Raw genomic sequence first — 23,901 nt, 5'->3', positions numbered from 1 at the left:
AACTGCAACAAGCTATAACACTTTTTAACTAAGAAACAATTGTAAACTATCCATATCACCTCCTCAACCAGGTAATAGGTAGACTATTTCCTTATATGCTAACTAATCAAAATTACTAGAAAAAGCACAAGAAGTGTGTAAACCTTGGAGCAGGAGGGCAGTCGTAATTTTGTGGATGGTACAAGTCGCGCAATTAGACTAAATACAGCGTTGATGCTACTCGTGTCTGCCGTATTAGCTTTTTCCCTTAGCAGTACCCTTATCCTATTTTTAGGTATTTTCTTTACTCTCTTGCTCCGGTCAAAGAGAATGTTTGTTTTGTGTGCTGCGATTGCGTTGGTCGCAACTTCGATGGTCACAGCATTGATCATCTTGTCCCTTGTGACACAGACGGTTTCGTTCTTCCGTGTGGTTTCGCCAACGGATTTCTTTTTTGGGACCGTGTGGGCACCAAACGGAACAATTGTAGACGGGCAAGTCGAAAAACTTTTCGGTATACTACCACTACTTTTTGGAACGACAATGGTGGCTTTAATTGGTAGCATAGTTGGCACACCTATAGGTATAGGAGCAGCCATAGCATTAACCTACTTCATACCGAAAAAGGTGAGGAATGTGATTAAGCCAATAATAGAAATAATGGCTGGTATACCAACTGTAATATACGGCTACTTTTCCCTGACGTTTGTGCCAGCCTTGGTGCAAAAACTTGGACACCTTCTGCACCTTAACATTTCAACTGAAAGTGCCTTATCTGCCGGGATAGTCATAGGTATTATGGTCATTCCTCTTATCACATCTCTCACTGACGACCTTTTGCGTACAACACCGAAAAGCCTATATTACGGCGCAGCAGCACTTGGTAGCACACAGACTGAAATCATATTAAGAGCTGTCTTGCCAAACTGCCTACCTGGACTAGTGGCAATTGTTCTCTTAGGTTTCTCAAGAGCACTGGGTGAGACCATGGTAGTGCTCATGCTAACCGGAATTTCAGCAAATATTGATTACAACATACTCCACACAGTCACCACGGTGACCGTCCAGATTGTCACAATCTTAACAGGTGACCAGACACTAAATACTGAAGAAAGTCTGTCTGCATACGCGCTAGGTATGACGCTCTTCATATTGACCTGGGTATTGAACGCCGTTTCAATGTCTATGTCTAAAAGGCACGTACATTAGATGTAGTGGACACAACAGAATCCTGCAAAAGGAAAACTTTGCCCCCTTATCAAATGTATTCAAAATTGAGTCGGAGACAGCTTCTCAGCCAGCTAAACTATCCTCAAAAAGAGTCTGCAATTCCCTGTTCTCATACATCTCCCTGACGATGTCACATCCGCCAATAAACTCACCTTTCACGTACAACTGCGGGATAGTCGGCCAATCTGCAAACTTCTTTATTCCTTCCCTCAACTCAGGATCCTCTAAGACATTCACCCCATAAAAGGTGACATCTAAAGCTTTGAGAATATTGACGACAGCACCTGAAAACCCGCACATCGGCAGCCCAGACGTGCCCTTCATAAAAAGCACAACATCATGCCGCCTAATTATTCCCTCTATTTTTGCAAAGATATCTTTCATAACAAACGCACTGCGTATCTTTTAACTCTTAACCTTAGCCTCAATAGAAATTGAGTGGAGCCTCTCCTTAAGAATTTCTCCTAAAGCCGAAACTACTAACCTGTGACGCTCCACCGCTGATTTACCAACAAAAGATGTAGACCGGATCTTAAGGAGGTAATGATCTTTATCACCAACAGTGTCAACAAGCTGTATATCAGTCTCAGGGTCCACATCGGGAAATGCATCCAAAAGCAACCTTGTTATCTCCTTCTCTTCAACGGGCAAAACGACTCCGATCACACAAAACTACCACCAAGGGGTAACACAAAGAATATAAGTTATCAATATTAACCCTTTCGTATTCTTGCACCTCCTTAATTTGGCTACTTCCAGACAAAAACTAAATCTGCAAGAACAAAGAGCACTCAAGTTTCTACTCTTTTGGTAGCGAATCAAAGCCTCTATAAATGAATGTTAGCAACTCTGACATTCCATATCTTCTTGAATCAATCAGCTCAAAGGCACGATGCTTTAATTCGAATATCTCTTTCCTGTGTTTCTCTAGAATAACAATACTTCCATCACAAAGCCAACCACGTTCATGAAGCCCTGTAAAACTCTTCTCAGTTATCTGAGATGCACGATATTTATGTGTTTTCTCGTTATATGGAGGATCCATGAATACGACATCATATCGTTTGCCTGACTCCTCTAGCTTTACTATATCCCTGCTAATGACGGTGATTTTATCATGGATAGCCATTTTCTCGAGATTCGCATATATGCACCGCGTATCAATATCAATTGCTGTAACACTGGCAAAACCTCTAGAAAGTGCTTCTATACTAACAGAACCTGTACCTGTAAAAAGATCAAGAAAGTGAGTCTCTTCTGGTAATTTTGTCACAAAACGCGCGTGTAAGATGATGTTAAAAAGCGCTTCACGCACTTTTCCCATGGTGGGTCTAATTTCGACACCTTTTATAAGACCTATCTTCCTCTCTTTGTATTTACCAGAAATAACACGCATCTACTTAAGGATGAACAACCAGCATAAGTTTAGCACAAATAGTGAATGCTTTCCTGAAATTTTCGAACCAGGATCGACTTTATGCCAAAGAAATTTCTTTGTAAATAAAAATACTTCCGCTTAAGACAATCAGTTAAACGAGAGCCTTTAGCACCTATTACATATTCCACTTCTCTCAGCAAAAACGACGCTGAAACACGATTTAGAAATATTAGCAGAACAACGTTTGATACGAAGCAGTTGCAAAAAAAATTTCTCATTAAGACAAATAAATGGAAGGTAATCCCTAAGGATAATTGACTAACTTTTTCGGACAGACTTTCACATAACTAGACTTCTTACAACAAATACTACCGATTGAAACAAAGTACCTATCACAGTCTACTACCCTTCTCAGTACTTACTAGCACGACGTATCAGACCCAAACTGTACATTCAGCATCACGATACACGTCCCGAGATCAGTCTAACTACTAAACCGGAATAGTATGTATCACATTTGCAAACTGCGCGAACTTGCTGTTGTCAAGATCACTAAAAAAAAACTGACAATTTTTTTTAGTTGCCTCCAAAAGAAAGGCTGAAGAGTTATGCAGATCTAGGTGAGCAAAAATATCATCTAGAAGTATTATGTCTATTAGTTCACCGGCAGCAAGTATTATCCCTAAAATAAGTAACTTTTGCTCCCCAGTAGAATAGCATCTAGCGGTATTGTCTCCTTGTCGTACTGTAGCAAGAAAGTCTGTTCGGTGTACACCAAATTGCATCTTCCCAGTGACAGTATCGATAGCTCTACTTCTTTCAAGAGCGGACTGAATACACTGCATCTGCTGAGAAGAACCTACCCTACCAATTGCACTTGCGACAGGACAGAACAATTTAATTTCTGGAGAACCAAAACCTTTAGAAGGGAAATTACTCATCAGTTGTCCGATGAAACTCACTCTGGCATCAGTAATAGCTATGCATAACTCTGCTAGTTTTTTTTCGTTAACATCTAACCACATTTTGGACGCACCTGCGTTAAGAATCTTCAGACGTTCTGACTTAAAACGTTCGTACATCACAAGATTCTCAAGGTGCTGAGGTTCAGAAAGTGCAACCATACGGTCAAAAAACTTTCTCCTAACAGACTTATCAGTGGTAAACAAATTAGACATCTGCGGGGTGAGCCACATAACCTTGACAAGGTCAATTACCTTCTTGAAACACTGAATGGACTTCCCATTTAATTTAGTAACTCGTTTATCCTCATAATAGCCCATTCCGACTTCCCTTAAGTCAGTGCTACCGGCAAATTTCAGACTTACCTCCCAAGAAAGAGACCCAGATCTAACCATCTCGATATTACTCGCAGACCTGAGACCCAACCCAGGAGATAACTTTGATATAGCTTCGAGTATACTTGTTTTGCCGGCACCGTTTTTACCGCAAAGCAAGACATGCCTGCATTTAAATGACCCCGTCCAAAAAGCATGATTACGGAAATCCTTAACCAAGACCCCCGTAATATAAGGCCTCATTTGCTAACTGTAGCTGTCCTTTTACCCTTGTACAGCTTACTGAAAAAAATCGCGAAAGCACCATTACCAAAAATGTTAAGCACCGTCTGGAAAGGATCAAAAACAACGTACAAAGTGGTAATGAGTGTCAACATTTCTGGCGTGAATCCAAGGCGTGAACTAAAGAAAGGTAATAAAATTATTATTCCCCCTCCTGGGATACCAATAGTGGCAAAACGGTAAACAATGAAGAAAAAGATGTATACGCATAGGTCGTATATACCTAGCATTTTACCCGTGAAGGTAAAGAGAATAGCCATCAAGGTAATCGTAATATTGAATGTGTCACCCATAACGTGGAAGTTCACCGCTGGAGGTAATATAGCACTCGCCACATGCGAATCATCAGTATTTTTCTTTGTTGCAACCAACAAAGCTGGCAGAGTCACAGCACTTGACATGGTCGTAAATGCTGTAATCAGTGCAGGTGCAACATTCAAGATAGCAGAGCCTACCCTTTTTCCAGTTAAAATCAAATACCAAAATAAGGAATATGAAATAGAGCTAATCAGTATCACAAGCAACATTACTGAGTAGTGATCTATCACAGGCTGTAGCATTCTATCACTCGCAATTTTGACTGCCAGACCGCCAATAAAGACGGGTATCACAGGCATAATGATCTTGTTTAATAAAAAATTGCAGGCATTGTACAGTTTTTCATTTAGGAAGTTCACCTTATCACCGAATACCATAAGCAGTACGGTTCCTGTCACAACACTCAGTGGCATTGCGTACTCCGTACGTATCAATTGAGGAAGATGCAACCTCCACATAGGTGCAAGTACGGCGACGGATTCATCAACAATGTTTTGAACATCTGGTAAAAAGATACGTCCAACCAAATAGGCAAGACAGATCGCTAGCACATTTGAAGCTACAACGAAAAAGACAAAAGAAATAAGCAGACCAGACGCCTTTGCTCTCATCTTTACTATCAAGTCTAGCAGAGCACTGAAAATTACAAAAGGCAGGATCATTAAAATCACATCTTGAATCGTCAAGCTGACCGCATACATAGCTGAACGGATGTTCAAAGTAATATGATCCACCCACATGAAAACTGCTATGATTATCAGAACTGTAGCGATATTGAAAATACGCATGATAGACCTAGAGAATCAACCCAACTCCTACGGATTCTACAATCACCTACGTGGATTGTACATCTCTAGACTAAAAAAAAGTTGCCATAATTGAGTGCAAATTCCAATGAGCCAAAACCCACCCCACTTAGGAGGCATCTTTTAATCTTCGCGCATATCAAGTAAACATGATACTCAGTGGGGCTTGTTGCATTTCTGGTACGGTCCTTTTCGGTGTGTTTTCTAAAAAAATCTCATGTCTGTTTTGCTGCTTTTTAATTAACAAATTATGTTTAACCCATCTAGAAAAAAGTTCGCCACGTGTGTATGTCTTCTGCTCCTTTCCGCATGTGCAGAAAAAACGGCTATACATGGATACCTCGTTGAGAGCCCAATCAAAATCGGAGAACGCAAAGAAGTAGTCAGAGTAATGTCAGGTGATCCTACACTGATAGATGGTGAAACGTGGTACTACGTAAGAATAGCTACACACTCTGATACTATTGGGATCAGGAAAAGCTACTCCTCAAATGTGATGAAAGTTGTTTTCGAGAATGATGTGGTCAGTGACATCCAGAAGATAAATATCCCAAAGGAAAAGGCTCTCAGAATGCCAGGTGAGAAGTTAATTCAAGAGGAAAGCGATCGATCTACAAAATTGGAAGATGTACTCACTGGTACGTCTTGATTATAACTGTACATTTCCCGATGCCTGGACTGTGGTTCAGGCAATTGAAAGTCCGTGCGATGTGAGTTACAATGTCAGCCTGTTTTCTTGTACTTGTTCGCCGTGTCACAGAAAATCCTTGGAAATGACATCAGGGTAGGCAATGTTCTAGAGTACAAGAATTCTCTGTACCAGGTTTTGAAACGGGAGCACGTAAAACCTGGCAAGGGTGGTGCCTTTGTCAATGTCGAAATGAAGAGCATAGATGGAGCAAGCAAAGTTAATCACAGGTTTAGGTCTGATGAGGTTGTTTTTAAGGCTTTCCTAGAAGAAGATGAGTGTCACTACCTTTTCAAAGAGGGAGATGCCATCGTTCTGATGAGCCTTTCGACTTATGAGCAGTTTTCCGTTGATGCCGATCTTTTTGTAGATGTAGACAAGTATTTGAAAGAAGAGGTCGTTGTAAAACTTCTTAGGCACGGCGATAAAATTGTTGGTGTGAAAGTGCAAGATAACCTGGCGTACACGGTTGAGGAAACTGAACCTTATATAAAGGGTCAAACTGTTACGTCATCCTACAAACCTGCTATATTGAACGGTGGGTTGCTGAAGGTTATGGTACCCCCGTTTATCAAGGTTGGGGATCAAATCGTTGTTAAAACAGAAGATGGAACATATGTTGGGAGGACCGAAAAATGACACATGGAATGTTTTTTTTTCAGATTGATGATAATGGTTTGCTAGACGTCGTTGATCTTACGAATTGTGGGTGTGCTATACCAATTCTTGAGCAGTTCTCAACCATGGTTAATTTTCCAATACACGTTAGCGGATTGCTTCAGCCTAGTACTCCTCTTGTTCAAGGTTCTGAGTCGACTTTGCTTGCTGACACACAGGATGTTAACTTAACACCAACCGAGGAACCGGTTGGATCCTCTGAAACGACTGAAACCATTCCAGATGTTTCGTGTTCCTGCGCTACGGGTCAAGATGCTTCTGTCAGTGAGGCACAGCTAGAAACTCAGAATTTTGATGCCGATCAAAATAGCCAAGAAGTCCTTGTCACGTGGCTTCGGACATCTGCGTAAGCAGAGATTTCTCTTGCGTTTTGAGGGAAGTTGGTAGGTCATGGTGTCGCGGGATCAGTCTGGGTGGCTCACGGAGAAGTGTGGTGTTGTAGCTGTCGTTGGCACACCCAATGCTGTCGAGCTTTCTCTCTTGGGGCTCCATGGACTACAGCATAGAGGACACGAGGCCTTTGGTATCGCATTTGTGCATAATGGTGACGTGGGTGTCGTTCACCGCTTTGGCAGGATTATGTCGGTCAATCCAGTTGACCTTTCTATCCCCTCTGCTGAGACGGTAATTGGACATGTGAGATACTCGACGAGTGGGGGCTCTGACTTTTCCCAGCCAGTATACTTGAAATACCGGTCTTGCGAAGTAGTGGTAGCGCATAATGGTAATCTCACTAACACTGATGAGATAAGAACCAAGCTTGAGAGTGAAGGTTGCGTTTTGCAATCTGAGGTTGATACTGAGGTCATAGCGCACTTAATAGCCCGCTCTAGCAGGAAGACTCCAACAGAAAAAATTGTGGATGCGTTGCAACAAGTTGAGGGAGCCTATTCATTACTATTGTTTGTTGGAGGAGAGATCTTTGCTGTAAGAGATCCTCATGGAGTAAGGCCACTTAGTCTTGGTAAACTTGGTGATGGGATTGTCATAGCATCTGAGACCTGTGCGTTGGACATGCTCAAAGCAACTTTCGTCAGGGATATGGCACCTGGTGAGCTGCTGCAAATAAAAGATGGTAAGCTCACATCTCTGTTCCCGTTTAAGAGAATGGAACATAAATTTTGTATCTTTGAGCACGTGTATTTCGCTAGACCAGATAGCGTTTTAGAGGGGCGTAGCGTCTACGCCTCAAGAAAAGAAATAGGGAAAGAACTTGCTCGTGAGAGTAAAATCGAAGCCGATATGGTAGTACCCGTACTTGATTCTGGTGTGGTAGCAGCCCTTGGTTACTCAGAAGAGTCCAACTTACCGCTCGAACTTGCAATCACAAAGAACCATTATTCAAGCAGGAGTTTTATAGAACCTACGCCGGAGCGGAGAAACATGAGGGTCAAATTGAAACACAATGCAAATAGATTCTTGCTAAAGGGAAAGAAGGTGGTTCTTGTGGATGACAGCATAGTGAGGGGGACCACACTTAAGCACCTGATCACTATGTTGTGGGAAGCCGGAACAAGTGAAATACATGTCAGAATATCAAGCCCACGGATTCTTAATCCATGCTATTACGGAGTTGACACACCTAACAGAAAGGATCTGATATCGGCAAACCTCCCTTTAGGAGAAATGAGCGTGTATTTAGGCGCAACAAGTTTGTACTTTCTTACCCTTGAAGGGCTATACAAAGCTGTATCCGGGAGTGAGAAGCGTATAGGTTTTTGTGATGCCTGTTTCACTGGTGATTATCCGATAAAGTGCCTTGGGACTTCCCAAAGTACGTGACCTATACGGTGTCTCAGTTATAGTGTTACTCGTGCATACAAGGACTATGAGCAGGATCTTCTGTTCCATAAATGTGGCACTGCTCTGCAGTTTTGTATTAGGTGCGCTTTCAACTGGCACACACCAAACCACTTATGGTATTCTCATTGTGGGTAGGATTGGTATTTCTAGGTGGTTTCTTTTTAAGAACGAATTTGTGATGCTGTCTTAGAGGTACATAACCTTCATTGGATTTACAAATGCTTGATTTTCTTTTGGAGCGCAACAAGGCTGTATTGGTGCTTTGGTTCATTCTAATTGCGGCTGGCCTTTATTCTTGTTTTGTCATCTCGAAGGAACAAACTCCGAATATGGAAATACCGTACATACTGGTAAATGCGGTTTTAACAGGGGTGTCAGCTGAGGATAGCACAAGATTTTTGTCAAAAGAACTCGAAGATTCTCTACGATCTATCGAACATCTGAAAAGCATTACCTCACAGTCTGTTGAAAATGCTTCATCCATACTGATGGAGTTTGAGGTTGGATTTGATAGTGCAAAAGCCTTAGCTAGTATCAGGGATAAATTGGATCAAGTTGTTAGTAAACTTCCCAAAGACACGCTGAGACCTACCGTCGAACAGGTTAGTACTGCTCTTATCCCTGCAGTTGTGGTTACAGTCTCAAGCAATTTAGGAGTGGAAGCAACGCAAATGGTTGCAACTAAGCTACGTGACAGATTAAACACTCTAGCAAATGTTCTTTCGACAAAGATAATTGGAAAACGAAAAAAGATTGTAGAAATTATGATCGACCCGAAGACATTCTCTAGGTACAACATTGGCTTGCATAATATCGTAAACACATTACACCAAAATAACACACTTATTCTTTCAGGTAGCTTCCCCAGTAACGAGTATCTCGTTTCCACGAATGGACTTGTAACTCACCTCAATAAACTCAAGGAACTTCCTATATCATTGAACAACGGAAACATATTAACTCTAAAGGATATTGCAGATGTAAATGGCGTTTTTGAAAGGGAGAAAGCCCTCTCAAGGATAGGTGGGATGGATACCGTAGTAATTGAGGTGTCAAAAGCAGGTGGAAAGAACCTTTTGGAAACAGTCAAGCAAGTACAAGAGGAGGTCTCCAAAATGCAGGCAACTCTCCCTGAAGGATTCTCCTTATCAACAGAATTTGATACCTCAACAGAGGTTAAGGAGGTCCTCACAGACCTCAAGAACAGTATTGCACTAACTGTCGTGATGGTTGTTGCCATCATGGTGGTCTACATAGGATGGAAGATGGCGCTTATGACCGCTTTCACAGTACCTGGTTCGATATTCATAGCGATCTTGCTCCTGTATGTAGGTGGATTCACGATGAACATCGTGGTTCTCTTCAGTTTAATCATGTCGGTTGGAATGATTGTAGATGCAGCAATCATAGTAAATGAGTATGCAGACAGAAAAATGCTTATGGGCTCTTCCGCAAGAGAAGCTTACACTTTGTCAGCAAGGAAGATGTTTTGGCCAGTGCTATCTTCGACTGCAACCACGTTAATTGTTTTGGTGCCTTTGCTATTCTGGCCTGGGCTTGCAGGTGAATTCATGAAGTTCCTCCCAATCACACTTATTTTTACACTTTCCGCATCAGTCTTAATGTCAGTTGTTTTCACTCCGGTTATCGGAAGTATGATCGGGACACCATCGACATCTGATCCAGTGGAAATTTCTAAGATCTTTGCAATAGATCAAGCGGACCCTTCAGCAATGGGAAAAATTTCTGGGAAATACTGTCGACTGCTAGAAAAGCTCCTCGATCACCCGAAAGCTGTAGTTGCAGGAATCTCCGTGTTCCTTGTACTGAGTATCGGAGGCTATTACATTTTTGGTAAAGGACTGCAGTTTTTACCAAATGTAGAACCTAAAAGCTCTACCATTTTGATTAAGGCGGTCGAAAATCTCACTCTCGCGCAAAAGAGGACAATAGTCGAAACAGCGGAAAAAACAATCTGTGAGACACCAGAAATTAAAACCTGCTATACAAAGATCGGAACACTAGGCAATGATGTAATAGGAAGTGTTCAAGTCGAGTTTGCACATTGGAAAAAGCGTAGAAAAATTGCTGCGATCAACGACGATATAGAGAGAAGAATGCAGTCTATTAAGGGTATTCAGTTTGAGCTTTTTACCCAGAAAGATGGACCAATACAAGAAAAGCCTATCAAAATTGTCATAAGCGGTACGTCATACGGAGAAGTTGCACAGGCTGCAGCATCGATCGAAGAGATGCTCAGCAAAATTAATGGTACAAAGAGTATCAGTGACGATACATCAGTACAGAAACTGGCCTGGGAGGCAGTTATAGATAGAAACAAGGCTGCACGTTATGGAGTTGATGTTGCAACAGTTGGACAATATATAGCTCTTGCTACTAGTGGCATAACAGTTGGCGAGTACAGAGGCAATGACCACGAAGAAAAATTAGATATCGTACTCACGCTCCCAGAAGAAGGAAAAAGTGTTTCCTCAATTCTGGGCATGATGATTCCATCTCAGAAAGGAATGATTCAACTGTCATCCTTAATGAAGGTGAAACCAATAGCAAAGACTACCACAGTAAAACGGTTTAACTCTGAACCAACTATACACGTGTATTCGGATGTGCAGCCGGGATTCCTTTCACATAATATTGTCAAATCGCTTAGAAAAGAAATTGAAAAGCACAAAGAGCTATCCCAGTTAAAGATCAGTTTTAAGGGCGAACAGCAAGATCAAAGTGAGACAACACGTTTTTTGGTGGTTGCATTTCTTGTATCCACACTTTGTATGGTACTGATCTTACTTCTTCAATTTAACAGTTTTTGTCAAGTTCTGATCATTTTAACTGCCGTTGCACTATCCACAGGAGGTGTGACATTTGGATTACTTATAACGCATCAACCATTTATTGTCGTGATGAGCGGTATAGGAATAATCTCGCTAGCTGGAATAGTAGTAAACAATAATATACTACTCATTGATGCTTATAACGATTACATGAGTGAGTCTACTGACAAAAAGCGCTCAATCATAAGAGCTGCAATATCCAGATTCAGACCAATACTTCTCACCTCAGGAACAACTGTACTAGGACTTTTACCAATGGTTTTCTGCATAACCATAAACCTAGTGGATTTCACGATTTCGTATGGAGCTCCAGCAACACAATGGTGGCAAAGCTTGGCAACAACCGTCGCAGGGGGACTGTCGTTTACGACGCTTTTAACACTTATTCTGACTCCAGCACTACTGATGCTTTCCCCTACTCCAAAATTAAATACACGAACTTAAATCTCATATCTGTCAAAGCGGTACTGAAACAAACGCTGGACACGGAGGAATGAATGCTTTACATCTTAAGAGGTTGACACATAAATCTCCCTGGTCTTTCTTACTGTATCCCAATGCTTTTCGCCTTCGCATTTTCATTTATTCTCGCGTATTTTTTGAATCGCTCTACGACAAAGCTAGCAGCTCTCATTGGATCTAGAGGTATCGCATCCTTACTTGTTGTTGCTTTTCTCAGCATACTTGTCATCCTTGTTTTCTCACTTGCTATACCTCTTCTTTATCATCAACTGATTCTCTTTCTTAAAGGAGCACCGCAACTAATTGCATACATAGAAAACTCAATTAAAATCTCTTCTCCAGGCCTACATAGTTTTCTCGAAGAAAGGGGAATGTCCTCCTTATTTGAGTACATCTTATCTCTTGTGCCACAGCTCTCGACTAAGATTACGCAACATTTATGGAATTCAACGCTCGTTTTAGCAAACATTGTGATCTTACTAATTTTCACTCCTGTAATACTCTTTTATCTCCTCCAGGACTGGCCAAAAATGACAAACGCTATAAAGGAAATCATACCTCTGAAACACAGAACTGCCTTCAGCAACCAGGTTACACTGATGGACGCAAGCATTTCCGGATATGTACTAGGACAGATGAAGATTTCGTTTATTTTAGGTGTGTTGTATACAGTACTGCTCTTTTTTGCAGGAATGCCATATTATTTCCTAATTGGTGTATCTACGGGAATGCTAACAATTATCCCATATTTTGGGAACATAACGGGTCTTATAACGAGCCATCTAGTTGCTCTGTCTCGTGCCTCAAGTATCCTAGATGTGTTACCAATCACGCTGATCTTCATCTTTTGCGGCGCAATTGAAGGTCTGTTCCTATCACCAAAACTTCTAAGTAAGAGTGTGAACCTGCACCCATTATGGGTAATCTTCTCTATGACAGTCGGGGGTATGCTGTGCGGACTAGCAGGAATATTACTGGCCGTTCCTGTTGCAGCAACCGTTGCAGGATTTGTGCGACTAGGTATTTCTTACTACAAAGATAGCTCCTATTATAGAGATGAGGCAACTAATACTGATTGATAACCAAATTAGGCAGAATACCTACTCTGCTGCAGACTATTTTGTTTCAGAGAGTAATCTATCCATTTACAAATCGTTAGTCGAAACGCCATTTAGTCAGAAACCAATTGTACTAAAAGGTCATTCAAAATCCGGTAAGACACATATTGGTAGAGTATGGGCATCGAAGCATGGTGCTGACATTTTGTCCAATCTCACTGAGCAAACACATTTTGCAATTCACAATCACTGTTTCATAGATGATATAGACAAACTGACCACACAAGAGGAAATCGAAGCATTGCTTCATATTTACAACGGCGCTATAGAGAGTGGAAAAATTCTCCTTATGACCACAAGGAGTTTGGACTTTTCGGATGTTCTACCTGACCTAAGCTCTAGACTGAGGTCAAGTATTACATATTCTATCCCTCCCCCAGATGATGAACTACTCCGGGTAGTAATAAGAAAACAATTTTATCTCTATCAAACCAGAGTGTCTGAAAAGATAGTAGATCTTGTGCTTCAGCGAGTTGATAGATCATTAGAGGCCGTAGTAGACTTTGTGGCCCTTTTGAATAGGGAGGCACTACATAAAGGGAAGCCAATTTCCGCACGTCTTTTCCACGAGGCAAGTGCCTGTGTGAGCAAACAAAAGCAATCCCAATAAGCGCTTCACAAGTAAGTCATCGTCATGCAAGCTCCAATAAATCGAGTGGATCTGCTGACACGGACTCCAAATAGAGCTACTTGATACATTGACACAAAAACGCGCTCCATCGCTGGAAAGGAAGTAAAAACATTTTCATATATGGATACAGCAAAGCCAACCACCAGAAATTCTATTTATTCACCAGCAAGAATCTTCTCGACCAGTTCTTTTACGGTTGGTACGTGTCCATCCCTGTATAAAGGATCTGTGGAAAACCTATACGCATTATGCCCAGCGAAGGCTAACTCTGTATCAGGATCAGCCCCGTATACCATGTTCTGAAGCGTTTTCTGTATACAAAAACTTCTAGGATCCGGTAATTCACCTGTTGTGTAATCATCATGGTCTTTCCAATTGCTGAACTTACAATGGCTAAGGCAGCCCATACAATTCATCTGATCTGCCCGAATCAACGCAAACTCATCCGGTGTGAGAAACACAACAGAACGATCAGGAGTCTTAACAACCTCTGTATACCCAGAAGAAAGCCATCCCTGTACTAAAGACTCGTCAGGATGTCTTATGAAGATCTGCCGTTTACGCGGACCATATTCGAAGGATAGCACAAACTCCCCCTCCAGAGATTCGGAATAGGGAATCTGTCTTTCAGAACGATCTATAAGAGCCTGTATGAATTTATTTTTTAGAGCAGATGAATAAAATCCAGTGGGACTGAACTTGTGCAATAGGACGTCACCCCTTTTAGCTTGCAATAACCTTTGTTTCCATATGGCAGGAATCGGGCTTTCCTTTGTCACAAGAGGACGCGTACCAAACTGAAACGCAACTGCACCCACCTCATCATTATCCATGAAATGCTTCCATTCTGAGAGCGACCATACACCACCTGCCATAACTATAGGAACTTGGCTCAATCCGTTCTCATTCATAAAAGAACGCAACTCAACAACTCTTGGATAAGGATCCTGTATATCGTCCGGTCTATCAGTGTTGCTAAGACCGTTGTGCCCACCAGCAAGCCACGGATCTTCGTAAACAACACCACCGAGAAACTCACTAAGCTTTCTGTACGAACGCTTCCACAGAATTCTAAAAGCCTTAACAGAAGAAATGATTGGGTAGTAACACAATTTGTAGCGTGAGGCTATTTCCGCGAGCTTATAAGGCATACCCGCACCACAAGTGATCCCATGAATTAACCCACTAACCTTTGACAAAACGCCATCCAGTACTCTTTCGACTCCGCCCATTTCCCACAACACATTCATGTGGATTCTTCCCTCTCCTTTTGAACGTTCACGGGCTATCCTGGCCTGGCTTATCGCGCTCTTGATGCTGTACTCGATCAGTTCGTCATGGCGCCCTTTTCTGGTCTTACTACGATACTCGAGCGGGACAATCTCCCCATTATCATCTATAAGCTTTGCGTTAACGGCGGAAAAGGTGCCTACACAACCTGCAGCAGCAAAAGCACCTGACGAAACCCCATCACTTACAGCTACACCTTTACCACCTTCTATTATGGGCCACACAGGCCAACCAGAGATGATCAGTTTCTTTACAATGTTCAACTTGGATCTACTAAGACACGCATCCCAAGAGTATAACATATCGTCCATCCATGCAAACTAACATTCGGAACACTCTCAAGGACACACTTCATCATAAAGCGAACAACAAAAACAATCGCAAGTAGGTTCAGATATTTTAACATGAGATCTAATCCTTTGCTTACTCCGATTATCAAGCTCAGGATCCCATCAAACCCTCATTTAGCAGGTTACTTGTCTTCGAAAATGAGCATAAAATGACACAAAACAGGCTGAGTATCAGGAATAACCACATAAGAAGCATCTCTCCAGCTAAGTACAGCTTGAGCAACTTTGTCGCTCCGAATATCCATCGTGGTAGCCCAAGAACCATCAAACCAATTTTCGGACAATAATAAACGGGACAATTGCTACATGTGATGGCATCCAACAGAATACTCTCTGAAAAAATCTAACAGCAGTAACCAAATATGACACCAATTGAATCACAGGCGCCCTTAATCGCTGGCGTAATACTCATATCCGCAAGTGTGATCCGACACGTGACCGCATGGGTATATTTCTGTATAGTTGCCCCCATTTACACCAGCAGATGATGTATATCAAGGAACGACGCTCTCAAAGTCTAGGAATAAGCCAGGAGATGTATCATTAAGACCTGTCGAGTTAAAAAATTACATGTGTAAAATCTCACTATCATATACACATTCGCAATGGAAATACACAAGCTCTTTGTTCAGTCTAGAAATTGAGATAGACTACAGAAGATACCCGGACATTACAATGAAAGTAGGATTACAGGTGCTTGAGCTTGACGCACCTGGAAAAAGCAGCATCTATCTACTCGAAGAAGCTCTAGAAAGAGAGTGCAGCGTCTTTATCTATCCTGTAAAAACTCTGTGTATTTGCAGTGGTCGCGTTTTCGCTCGTGGGAAATATGTGGAGAGCTGTCATAAAGGCGCAATCACTTTATCTAAGGAAGAAATAGAAGTGAATTTAGATACATTAGATCTCCTCCTAATGAGAAACGACCCCCCGTTCAACATGGACTACATAACTGCGACATACATCTTGGAAAGAAGTGGCGCTTTGGTCGTAAACAATCCAGTAGCAGTGCGCAATTTTCCTGAAAAATTCGTGGATTACTATGAGGATACGTTTCCAACTCTCATATCACGCGATATATGGAATATCAAACTCTTCATCGAACAATATAGAGAAGTGGTAGTGAAGCCGCTTTACGCTTTTGCTGGAATCGATGTAACAAAAATATCGAATGCAAACGAGAGTACTCTTGCCCGTGTTCAGAGTTTAATTGAAAAAACTGGAACTCCGGTAGTGATACAAAAATACGATGAATCTGTGATTGAGCAAGGTGATAAACGAGTTGTAGTACTCAATGGAGGCTTGCTGGGCTGTCTAAAGCGACATAATAAAAACAGTTTCATCACAAATTTACGCCAGGGAGGTGAATTCTTCTCATGTACCCTTACTCCAATAGAAGAAGAAAGATGCTACAAGATTGCCTCAGACCTAAAAGAATCAGGTATCATACTTGCAGGAATAGATCTCGTTGCAGGGAGGATAACCGAAATCAATGTCACTTCAACAGCCTGCATAGCGGAACTGAATGAACTCTACCACATAAACACTGCCGCTAGGTGCTTTGATGTCTTTGAGGAAATGGTGTGGTCCCATAAGCGTTAAGCAAGCAGACCTCCTCTGCATAAAATCAGCAGAAAATCAATTTCTTTTTCGAATTCTAGACAAAAAACAGTAAAAGTGCTAACATTCGGCTATGATCTATAGGGTGCTGTTCTGCGCTTTGCCTATTACTTGTGCTAAAAACAACCTAGTACTTATTTTCGATTTGTACTTAAGGTTTCGGCTCAGTACCATGTGTATTTTTGACTTGAAAAACTAAGATGATAAAAAGAGCGCTTATATCCGTTTACGATAAGACGGATCTCTTGCCTCTGGCACACAAATTACAAGCTGCAAATGTTGAAATCATTGCAACTGGAAAGACACATAAATATCTCCTAGAGAATCAAATCAGAGCAATCAATTTATCTGATTATACGCACCAACCAGAAATACTAGGTGGTAGGGTGAAAACGCTGCATCCCCTAATACACGCAGGCTTGCTGGCAGATCCGGCTTTACACGAAGCTGAAATGCAAACACTGACAATAAAACAAATAGATCTGGTAGTTGTAAATCTTTACCCATTTGAAAAGTGCGTAAATAGTGGTGCCCCAGAAAGTGAAATTATAGAAAACATAGATATTGGTGGTGTTTCACTATTAAGGTCTGCAGCTAAGAATTTTAAAAATGTTTGTGTCCTCTCTGACCCAAGCGATTACGGTACATTCGACGTAAACCCAACTTTATCTTTCAGAACTAAAATGGCAAGAAAAGCATTTGCACGGGTCGCAAGATATGACTGTAAGATAGCAGAATGGTTCGCTTCCTCTACTTCTTTGCCAGAGGTGCTAAATCTATCTGTCATGAAGAAAAATGATTTCAGATACGGTGAAAATCCCCATCAGAACGCATCTTTCTACTCTAATGGAGAGTTTCCACTCACAAAACTTCAGGGTAAAGAACTAAGTTATAACAACCTGCTCGACCTAGACAGCGCATTGTCGATTGTGACAAACTTCACTGAACCTACTTGTGCAATTATTAAACACAGTAATCCCTGCGGTGTAGCCTCACACAAATCCAGTCTGGAACAGGCATACGAGAAGGCACTCGCTGCAGATTCGTTAAGTGCTTTTGGTGGTGTAGTTGCATTGAATCAAATTGTTACTAGGAACGTGGCAGAAAAGCTTTTGAATACCTTCTTTGAAGTCATCGTTGCTTATGGAATCACACAGGACGCTATATTTCTCTTTTCAAACAAACCAAATTTACGCATCCTTACATGCAAGGGTTATACTGCACCAGAAAAACACATGCTCAGTTTGCTCGGGGGACTCTTAGTACAATCTGGAAATACAAAATTATTTCAGGACTTTGATATTGTCACAAAAAGACAACCAACAAATGAAGAAGTTAATCAACTTATTTTTGCCTGGAAGATCTGCAAATATGTCAAGTCAAACGCAATAGTGACTGCCCACGATTACACAACTGTAGGAATAGGTGCCGGTCAAATGAGCCGCGTTAAGAGTGTAGAAATAGCACTGGGAAAAAGCAAAGTCGGGCAGCCTCTTGCGATGGCGTCGGATGCGTTCTTTCCATTTGCGGATAGTATAGAGTTAGCAGCAAAGAGTGGTGTAAAGTCAATTATCCAACCAGGTGGCTCAATCAGAGATAAAGAAGTAATAGAAGCAGCCGATCATCATAACATTGCGATGATATTTACGCGAATGAGGCATTTCAGACACTGATCGCAACCTTCTTGGATGGTACGGGACCTAGAAAATTTTTAGATATTTTCCTTGAACTTGACTTTTGTTGTTTTAAAGAATTCCCCTTTTAAAACAAAATTGCCTTTGGAGCGGTCTGCAGGATCGCGATAAGTACACACTAGAACCGCCCGGTGCCCGTATATTGGGAAATCGCATACCAAAAGAGAGTGATGTGCTACTGGCTATATTCGCTCACAGAGTTGATGAGGATATTTACTCACCCAGAACCACAATAGCACAACATTCTCGTGAACCTCTTTGCTATATGTTTGTATACATAATTTTGTAAAAACTGGGCATGTGTTACTTCTGCAGCCTTTATGCCTTCCAGCACACCATCAATGCCTATATCAAATTGATATAAAAGCCAGCATGGAACATAGCTAGGACCCCTGGAACTTGTTTCCTGCAAACATTGTGTAGTAAGCACCTACTCTTGATCACAGGAATCGACATCTAGACTCCAACATATTATGATTAAGAGCGTTGTGTAGCCACATAGTTTAATCTAAGTGGTTCGGAGTTTGGCAGTGCTGCTCTTGCAAGCGAGTGGGCTCACCTCTGTCCTCCAACTTTACTTGGCATTCTGGTTCCTTCTAATGCTTCTGATTGTTTTGGCTGTCTTGCTTTCTAGCATGCTCCTTTTGACTTTTTGTATAGTCTTTTTCGAAGCAAAACATGACAAAATTTTAGCAGCAAATTCTCTAAGCACTCATGTGATAGTCCTTTCATGCTTGTATTCAACCCTTGTACCAGATAGCAATTTCCTTGATATTGCTTACATTTATACCTTTATGGGTTTTATAGGTCTGGTGGGGATCGTAAACTTCATATTCTATAACAACTCAAGACATCGTTGATGGATATTTCTAACGCACTAGCAGAGAAGCCCTCACCTCATCTTGTGTTTCATGTCTTTCTTAGCGGGCTAGAAACTGTTATAGCTATAGTTCTGCTGGGTGTTTACAACTACCATAACCAAGGGATAGTTGTTTCAAATGAAATTTAAAATATTCGTATTACTATTCCTTATTGCTATTCTTTCACCATTTCTGCTGTACAAATACAACAGAAATCTATCAAAGAAATTTGTTGAGTACTACATAAACGGCCGTTTTCATCGATTCAATCCTGGACTTAGTATTTCTTTTACAGATTTTGAACTGGAAAAATCTAATGACTCGAAAAAACTTGTTTTAAGCGGAATTGTAGCTACATTTAATTCCGAGAAAGTCGCTCTAATAAGAGAGGTTAGCCTCTTATTCAGCTGGAGCTTCCCATTTACCAAGCTTTACCCGATAAGTGCAACTGTACATGATGCAGATCTGTACGTGCAAATTGGAGCACAGAAAAAAAACGTTAGCATACCCGAGAGCGCCCAAATTGACAGCGTTTTTTCCCTAATCGGACTCCTAAACACAGATCTCTTTGTGAAAGGACTGAGATTTAACGGCCACAAAATAAATGAGGGATTCATGCGAATAAAAAAAATGAATCACAAAAAAATTCTGCAAGTTGGTATACACGAAGAAAATGCAGAAATAGAGCTAGAAATAGTTCAGTCCAAGTACGACACCGTCGCAATGAGAGTAAAAAACCTCAATCCTAATAATAGCGTTTTCTCGCCTTTGATAAGGGAGCTGGCCAATCTGCAGATCTCAGATGACAATTTCACTTTTAGTGGACACGCGCTACTCAATCTAAACGAAAAGAAGATCAGCGGAGCAGTAAATGACCTCCGTGGCTCGATAAAAAGAAATGGAACAAGCTTTAATTTTGACCACGGAAGATTCGTAGTAACGGGCAAGTCAAGTATAATAGAACTTGACGACGTGGCAATCAACATCGACGGAACACAGTTTAACGGTACTATCCTTTTCAGTGATGGCATTTCTCTTCAGGGAACGGTTAGCAATCTCTCATCAAAAGATGTACTAAAGTATTGGAGCAGCCAGAGTGCAGCAAGAGAGTGGTTCAAGAACAGCATAAAGCACGGCTCTATAAAAGAGGCAACTATAAAATTGGAGAGCAAAACCAAGAACTTTGAGATTCGGGATGCTAGTTTTGTCAATACCGCGGTAGAAATAGATGTTTCCTATGACACCAACGAAACAAAACGTCTTATTAATTTGGAAAGATTCGCAGGTACGCTTAATCTAATAGGTGGCAGTTTATATATCAAAGCTGATTCTGGAGTAGTAGAAGGTCTGTCGTGTCAAAAGTGCGAAGCAATTATTGATACAGCAAAGACAAAATTGTCAGGCACCCTTACAGGAAAACTCAGTGAACTTATCCTGCTAGGAGAAAAAGCAAGCCCAAATAGCATAGACGAGATAGAAAAGGTGACTAACCTAAAAGGACTTAACGGAAATAGTAACGCAGATGTAGTGTTGCATATACCGCATACCTATGAAGAACAGATTAGCACCAAACTTCATGTCGAAGCCGATAATCTCCAGGCAGATAAATTTTATCGAGACTTTTCAATTATTTCAGGTACAGGGCAACTTGAGATGAATGATGACACGGTCAAAATTGATGCAAGTCTACTTTCTGCAGATGGGGAGATCAGCGTAAAGCTCGACAGAGATTTTCATACCCAAGTAACAGATTTCATCTTCGAAGGCACAAGCTCCGTAGAAACAATCAAAAATTCTGGCTTTTTACCAAGTTTCCTACCATTTAGCGGAAAGATTCGTGGAAGAGTAGCAGTGCAACTTCTCCAAGACGGAAATCTGGATTTAGAAGGAAGACTTAGTATGCAAGATGTGCACGAAGAAGTCTTTCAACTTTTTGGATGGGAAAAGGATCCCGATGCCACTTTCAACTTTAGGATCGACTCCGTTGGAGAGCAATATAATTTCAAGAAACTTGATCTTACAGGAAAATTTTTAGAATTGCGTCTCAGTGGAAGCATCGACACAAAAGAGACTATCATAAACAGTCAAGTGGTAAACATAAATGATTCTAGCCTTGAATTTAAATTCAATTATTCACTAGAAGGGGATACATCGAACTTAATCATCAATTCCGAAACACTAGACGTATCAAATGCCAAAACATTCAGCAGAGTGTTAAATTTCGGCGGGCCAGGCAAAACAAAAACTAATTTAGAAGTAAATATAGGCACACTCAAACTAAAAAATGCACTTTCGCTCTCAGACTTAAAGCTCGACCTCAAAAATGGAGACGGTAATCTCTCTGGAATCTTCAATGATGGCACAATCCTAGGAGCAAGCTTCAGTAAATATGGTGGTGTGATTGTGGATAGCACGAACATAGGAACATTGCTCAAGAGTCTTGGTATTAAGAGTGGAATAATGGGGGGAAGGGCTTCATTTTATCTCGGCACAAAGGATACGCGGAGTAACAATGGGATTCTGGTAGTGGAAAACTTTTACATGCAGGACGCTCCTATACTAGCACGCATTCTTTCCTTATCTTCTCTATACGGAATAACAAACATCCTCAATGGAGAAGGCATTTTCTTTGAAAGATTCTTTTCACAGTTTAAATATGCAGACGGTATTTTCTATATCTCAGAGTCATGGCTAGAAGCAGCACCAGTAGGACTAAGCATAATGGGGATTCTTAGCCTAAAACAAGATGAAGCAATCATTCACGGAAGCGTTGTACCACTGTATAAGCTCAACAAATTGATCTCGAAGGTACCGATAATAGGAACGTTAGTAACAGCCGGAAAGAACCGTGGCATAATTGCTGCGGAGTATACATTGACGAGAAAAATGAATAAGTCCACAGTTTCAGTCAATACACTCACGACATTTACTCCAACTATTCTGCATAAGTTTTTTAAAGTTTTTAATTGATTCTAAAGGAAAATTTCCTTCATTTTGGCCCTATTATTCATCAGTACACACGTATTAAACAAACTGCAACAAATAACAAACCCGGACACCAGATACGTACTATCCTTATCACCTGACTAGAGTATTACTTTTCAGGCGTATGTAATAATTCTATACTTGTTCCTCGGTGCTAAATATATTTACCCCGCGTGGAATTTGTATCACCTAGGTTTGCTATAAGTCCTGCTCCAACAAAGAAGTTCAATGCTCCAGGAAAAAATTATGAATAGCAAAGTCTACAAAATAGAAAAAATTCCCCCAATGAACGGAATCTACAGTGTCCCACCCGATGTATCAATGCTGCAAAGTAGCATTTTCGCGCTTGCACACGCAATGGGTAGGTCTACTGTGTCACCCTTTTTCGCTTACGACTGCGTCATACAAACAATTCACTGCTTAGAACAACTTGGCGTAAGAATAAAAAAAATAAAGAACTCATCAGCAATAGAAGTATACGGCATTGGTTTGAGAGGCTTCCATACTCCTGCAAACATCTTAAACATTGGCAGTTCACACATGGGACTCCATCTATTGCTTGGTTCAGTTGCAACCTACTCTTTCCAGACAATCATTACCGGGTCACAGTATCAAATTGGCAAGTTGAAAATCAAGTGCGCACCACACTTTGCTGATATAGGCGTAGAGATAGTTTCACAGACTCTACCAACAGTTATAAAAGGCTGCCACCACTGTATTCCGCATGAACATATATTACGACACTCCTGTTCACAGAGTAAAGGTGCATTGTTAATGGCCGGATTGAATATGCTCGGCACTACCACAGTAACAGAACCCTATTCCGGTAGCAGAGATTATCTTACAGGAATCCTAGAGCACTTGGGGGCCGACATAAAAATAACAAAAGCCAGAGAAAATACAACAGTCATTGTGCACGGAGGCAAAGAATTTGTCTCACGTAATATTACAATTCCCGGTGATTCGTCCATGGCTTTGTTCTTAGCCATGGCAGCAACTTTGCTCGCTGATTCTGCAATTGTAATCAGAAATGTCTACCTAGATGAGGAACGTCTTGAAATATATAAACTCCTCAAGAAAATGGGCGCAAATATCGAGTTTAAGGTTAGTACAACAACTTTTAATGCAAAAATAGGTGAGCTTCACGTTAAGAGTGCTACCCTCAACGGTATAACAATAAACGAGAATGATGTCCATGCAGAGAATCTCAGGACCTTACTTTTTCTCCTATGTACAGCAAGCGAGAAAAGTTCCATAGAGAACCCGAAGGGCCTGAGAATCACACAGAACGAGAGGTTCATGGACTTCGTAGGAATAATGCAGAAGCTGGGTGCAAACATTAAACTCAAGAATGACAGAATAGATGTAGGAGGCACACAACTGAAGGGGAATAACCTCGTAAGTGCATCCTATGATCACCAGCTTGGCAACTTACTTACTCTTGCAGGTTTCATTACCCAAGGAACAATTACAGTATCTAGATATCACCCAGAGTGGCTTCAATTATATTACAATTTTGGAAAGCCCACCGATGCAAACAAAAAAACCTCGTAAGGTGTCTGCATATAAACCTAGATAAACC

Annotated in this window: 21 protein-coding genes; 13 read left to right on the top strand and 8 right to left on the bottom strand. The window is 41.1% G+C overall.

All coding sequences use genetic code 11. The features are described from left to right. The first annotated feature begins 144 nt into the window (after positions 1–144). Positions 145–1,188, top strand: a complete 1,044-nt coding sequence (gene pstC, locus NSE_RS00800; RefSeq protein WP_041917473.1) for a phosphate ABC transporter permease subunit PstC — start codon at positions 145–147, stop codon at positions 1,186–1,188. 84 nt (positions 1,189–1,272) lie between these two features. Here pstC and grxD read toward each other — a convergent pair whose 3' ends face one another. The 5 genes from grxD to NSE_RS00775 form a co-directional block, all read right to left on the bottom strand. Next, complete coding sequence (grxD, locus tag NSE_RS00795) at positions 1,273–1,593, bottom strand: Grx4 family monothiol glutaredoxin (protein ID WP_011451604.1); 321 nt, start codon at positions 1,591–1,593, stop codon at positions 1,273–1,275. Between the two features lie 21 nt (positions 1,594–1,614). Further along, positions 1,615–1,875, bottom strand: coding sequence for a BolA/IbaG family iron-sulfur metabolism protein (locus NSE_RS00790; RefSeq protein ID WP_011451603.1), 261 nt, complete (start codon positions 1,873–1,875; stop codon positions 1,615–1,617). Between the two features lie 133 nt (positions 1,876–2,008). Continuing rightward, on the bottom strand, positions 2,009–2,605 hold the full coding sequence (rsmD, locus tag NSE_RS00785) for a 16S rRNA (guanine(966)-N(2))-methyltransferase RsmD (RefSeq protein ID WP_011451602.1): 597 nt from the start codon (positions 2,603–2,605) through the stop codon (positions 2,009–2,011). Between the two features lie 473 nt (positions 2,606–3,078). After that, positions 3,079–4,128: a DNA replication/repair protein RecF gene (gene recF, locus NSE_RS00780; RefSeq protein WP_011451600.1), complete on the bottom strand. Its 1,050-nt coding sequence runs from the start codon at positions 4,126–4,128 to the stop codon at positions 3,079–3,081. Next, positions 4,125–5,273 (bottom strand): cation:dicarboxylate symporter family transporter, encoded by a 1,149-nt coding sequence (locus tag NSE_RS00775; RefSeq protein WP_011451599.1) that lies wholly within the window; start codon positions 5,271–5,273, stop codon positions 4,125–4,127. Before NSE_RS00775 ends, recF begins: the two co-directional genes overlap by 4 nt. 268 nt (positions 5,274–5,541) lie before the next feature. Here NSE_RS00775 and NSE_RS00770 point away from each other — a divergent pair, with 268 nt between their 5' ends. The 7 genes from NSE_RS00770 to NSE_RS00740 all read left to right on the top strand — a co-directional run bounded on the left by NSE_RS00770 (position 5,542) and on the right by NSE_RS00740 (position 13,502). Further along, the gene (locus NSE_RS00770; RefSeq protein WP_011451598.1) at positions 5,542–5,940 is read left to right on the top strand and encodes a lipoprotein; all 399 of its coding nucleotides are present in this window, start codon (positions 5,542–5,544) and stop codon (positions 5,938–5,940) included. Positions 5,941–6,042: 102 nt separating this feature from the next. Next, positions 6,043–6,618 carry an elongation factor P gene (gene efp, locus NSE_RS00765; protein WP_011451597.1) on the top strand — a complete coding sequence of 192 codons (576 nt, stop codon included), beginning with the start codon at positions 6,043–6,045 and terminating at the stop codon, positions 6,616–6,618. Next, complete coding sequence (locus NSE_RS00760) at positions 6,615–7,007, top strand: hypothetical protein (RefSeq protein WP_011451596.1); 393 nt, start codon at positions 6,615–6,617, stop codon at positions 7,005–7,007. The genes efp and NSE_RS00760 overlap by 4 nt, the downstream gene beginning before the upstream one ends. 40 nt (positions 7,008–7,047) lie before the next feature. Then, the gene (gene purF / locus NSE_RS00755) at positions 7,048–8,439 is read left to right on the top strand and encodes an amidophosphoribosyltransferase (RefSeq protein ID WP_011451595.1); all 1,392 of its coding nucleotides are present in this window, start codon (positions 7,048–7,050) and stop codon (positions 8,437–8,439) included. A gap of 239 nt (positions 8,440–8,678) precedes the next feature. Beyond that, positions 8,679–11,756 carry an efflux RND transporter permease subunit gene (locus NSE_RS00750; RefSeq protein WP_011451593.1) on the top strand — a complete coding sequence of 1,026 codons (3,078 nt, stop codon included), beginning with the start codon at positions 8,679–8,681 and terminating at the stop codon, positions 11,754–11,756. 80 nt (positions 11,757–11,836) lie between these two features. Next, the gene (locus tag NSE_RS00745; RefSeq protein ID WP_227028983.1) at positions 11,837–12,853 is read left to right on the top strand and encodes an AI-2E family transporter; all 1,017 of its coding nucleotides are present in this window, start codon (positions 11,837–11,839) and stop codon (positions 12,851–12,853) included. Beyond that, complete coding sequence (locus NSE_RS00740; protein ID WP_011451591.1) at positions 12,831–13,502, top strand: DnaA ATPase domain-containing protein; 672 nt, start codon at positions 12,831–12,833, stop codon at positions 13,500–13,502. The genes NSE_RS00745 and NSE_RS00740 overlap by 23 nt, the downstream gene beginning before the upstream one ends. Before the next feature lie 176 nt (positions 13,503–13,678). On the opposite strand, the gene NSE_RS00735 is transcribed toward NSE_RS00740, so the two are convergent. From NSE_RS00735 to NSE_RS04090, 3 genes are all read right to left on the bottom strand, one after another. Further along, positions 13,679–15,124 (bottom strand): NAD(P)H-dependent flavin oxidoreductase, encoded by a 1,446-nt coding sequence (locus NSE_RS00735; RefSeq protein ID WP_081430821.1) that lies wholly within the window; start codon positions 15,122–15,124, stop codon positions 13,679–13,681. Continuing rightward, on the bottom strand, positions 15,073–15,219 hold the full coding sequence (locus NSE_RS04115; RefSeq protein WP_227028988.1) for a hypothetical protein: 147 nt from the start codon (positions 15,217–15,219) through the stop codon (positions 15,073–15,075). The genes NSE_RS00735 and NSE_RS04115 overlap by 52 nt, the downstream gene beginning before the upstream one ends. 66 nt (positions 15,220–15,285) lie before the next feature. Then, positions 15,286–15,447: a hypothetical protein gene (locus NSE_RS04090; protein WP_157858660.1), complete on the bottom strand. Its 162-nt coding sequence runs from the start codon at positions 15,445–15,447 to the stop codon at positions 15,286–15,288. 178 nt (positions 15,448–15,625) lie between these two features. Between NSE_RS04090 and NSE_RS00730 the strand changes: the two genes are divergently transcribed. The 5 genes from NSE_RS00730 to NSE_RS00705 all read left to right on the top strand — a co-directional run bounded on the left by NSE_RS00730 (position 15,626) and on the right by NSE_RS00705 (position 23,873). Further along, positions 15,626–16,762 (top strand): glutathione synthetase, encoded by a 1,137-nt coding sequence (locus tag NSE_RS00730; protein ID WP_227028967.1) that lies wholly within the window; start codon positions 15,626–15,628, stop codon positions 16,760–16,762. A 218-nt stretch (positions 16,763–16,980) separates the two neighbouring features. Beyond that, the gene (gene purH / locus NSE_RS00725) at positions 16,981–18,453 is read left to right on the top strand and encodes a bifunctional phosphoribosylaminoimidazolecarboxamide formyltransferase/IMP cyclohydrolase (protein WP_011451586.1); all 1,473 of its coding nucleotides are present in this window, start codon (positions 16,981–16,983) and stop codon (positions 18,451–18,453) included. Between the two features lie 620 nt (positions 18,454–19,073). Continuing rightward, positions 19,074–19,334 (top strand): monovalent cation/H+ antiporter complex subunit F, encoded by a 261-nt coding sequence (locus NSE_RS00715; protein WP_157858706.1) that lies wholly within the window; start codon positions 19,074–19,076, stop codon positions 19,332–19,334. Between the two features lie 138 nt (positions 19,335–19,472). Further along, positions 19,473–22,304: a DUF3971 domain-containing protein gene (locus tag NSE_RS00710; RefSeq protein ID WP_011451582.1), complete on the top strand. Its 2,832-nt coding sequence runs from the start codon at positions 19,473–19,475 to the stop codon at positions 22,302–22,304. Positions 22,305–22,565: 261 nt separating this feature from the next. Continuing rightward, positions 22,566–23,873 (top strand): 3-phosphoshikimate 1-carboxyvinyltransferase, encoded by a 1,308-nt coding sequence (locus NSE_RS00705; protein WP_011451581.1) that lies wholly within the window; start codon positions 22,566–22,568, stop codon positions 23,871–23,873. Positions 23,874–23,901 lie beyond the last annotated feature (28 nt).

The organism is Neorickettsia sennetsu str. Miyayama (assembly GCF_000013165.1).
Lineage (GTDB): Bacteria > Pseudomonadota > Alphaproteobacteria > Rickettsiales > Anaplasmataceae > Neorickettsia > Neorickettsia sennetsu.
Note: the sequence above shows the minus strand (reverse complement) of the source record. Positions and strands in the feature narration are given on the sequence as shown.

Excerpts from the sequence above, each read along its gene's own strand:
- grxD (WP_011451604.1), bottom strand. The coding sequence starts at position 1,593 with ATGAAAGATATCTTTGCAAAAATAGAGGGAATAATTAGGCGGCATGAT.
- NSE_RS00710 (WP_011451582.1), top strand. The coding sequence starts at position 19,473 with ATGAAATTTAAAATATTCGTATTACTATTCCTTATTGCTATTCTTTCA.
- rsmD (WP_011451602.1), bottom strand. The coding sequence starts at position 2,605 with ATGCGTGTTATTTCTGGTAAATACAAAGAGAGGAAGATAGGTCTTATA.
- NSE_RS00775 (WP_011451599.1), bottom strand. The coding sequence starts at position 5,273 with ATGCGTATTTTCAATATCGCTACAGTTCTGATAATCATAGCAGTTTTC.
- NSE_RS00760 (WP_011451596.1), top strand. The coding sequence starts at position 6,615 with ATGACACATGGAATGTTTTTTTTTCAGATTGATGATAATGGTTTGCTA.
- NSE_RS00740 (WP_011451591.1), top strand. The coding sequence starts at position 12,831 with ATGAGGCAACTAATACTGATTGATAACCAAATTAGGCAGAATACCTAC.
- NSE_RS00750 (WP_011451593.1), top strand. The coding sequence starts at position 8,679 with ATGCTTGATTTTCTTTTGGAGCGCAACAAGGCTGTATTGGTGCTTTGG.
- purF (WP_011451595.1), top strand. The coding sequence starts at position 7,048 with ATGGTGTCGCGGGATCAGTCTGGGTGGCTCACGGAGAAGTGTGGTGTT.
- NSE_RS00770 (WP_011451598.1), top strand. The coding sequence starts at position 5,542 with ATGTTTAACCCATCTAGAAAAAAGTTCGCCACGTGTGTATGTCTTCTG.
- NSE_RS00715 (WP_157858706.1), top strand. The coding sequence starts at position 19,074 with ATGCTTCTGATTGTTTTGGCTGTCTTGCTTTCTAGCATGCTCCTTTTG.
- NSE_RS04115 (WP_227028988.1), bottom strand. The coding sequence starts at position 15,219 with ATGTTAAAATATCTGAACCTACTTGCGATTGTTTTTGTTGTTCGCTTT.
- purH (WP_011451586.1), top strand. The coding sequence starts at position 16,981 with ATGATAAAAAGAGCGCTTATATCCGTTTACGATAAGACGGATCTCTTG.
- recF (WP_011451600.1), bottom strand. The coding sequence starts at position 4,128 with ATGAGGCCTTATATTACGGGGGTCTTGGTTAAGGATTTCCGTAATCAT.
- NSE_RS00705 (WP_011451581.1), top strand. The coding sequence starts at position 22,566 with ATGAATAGCAAAGTCTACAAAATAGAAAAAATTCCCCCAATGAACGGA.
- NSE_RS00735 (WP_081430821.1), bottom strand. The coding sequence starts at position 15,124 with ATGGACGATATGTTATACTCTTGGGATGCGTGTCTTAGTAGATCCAAG.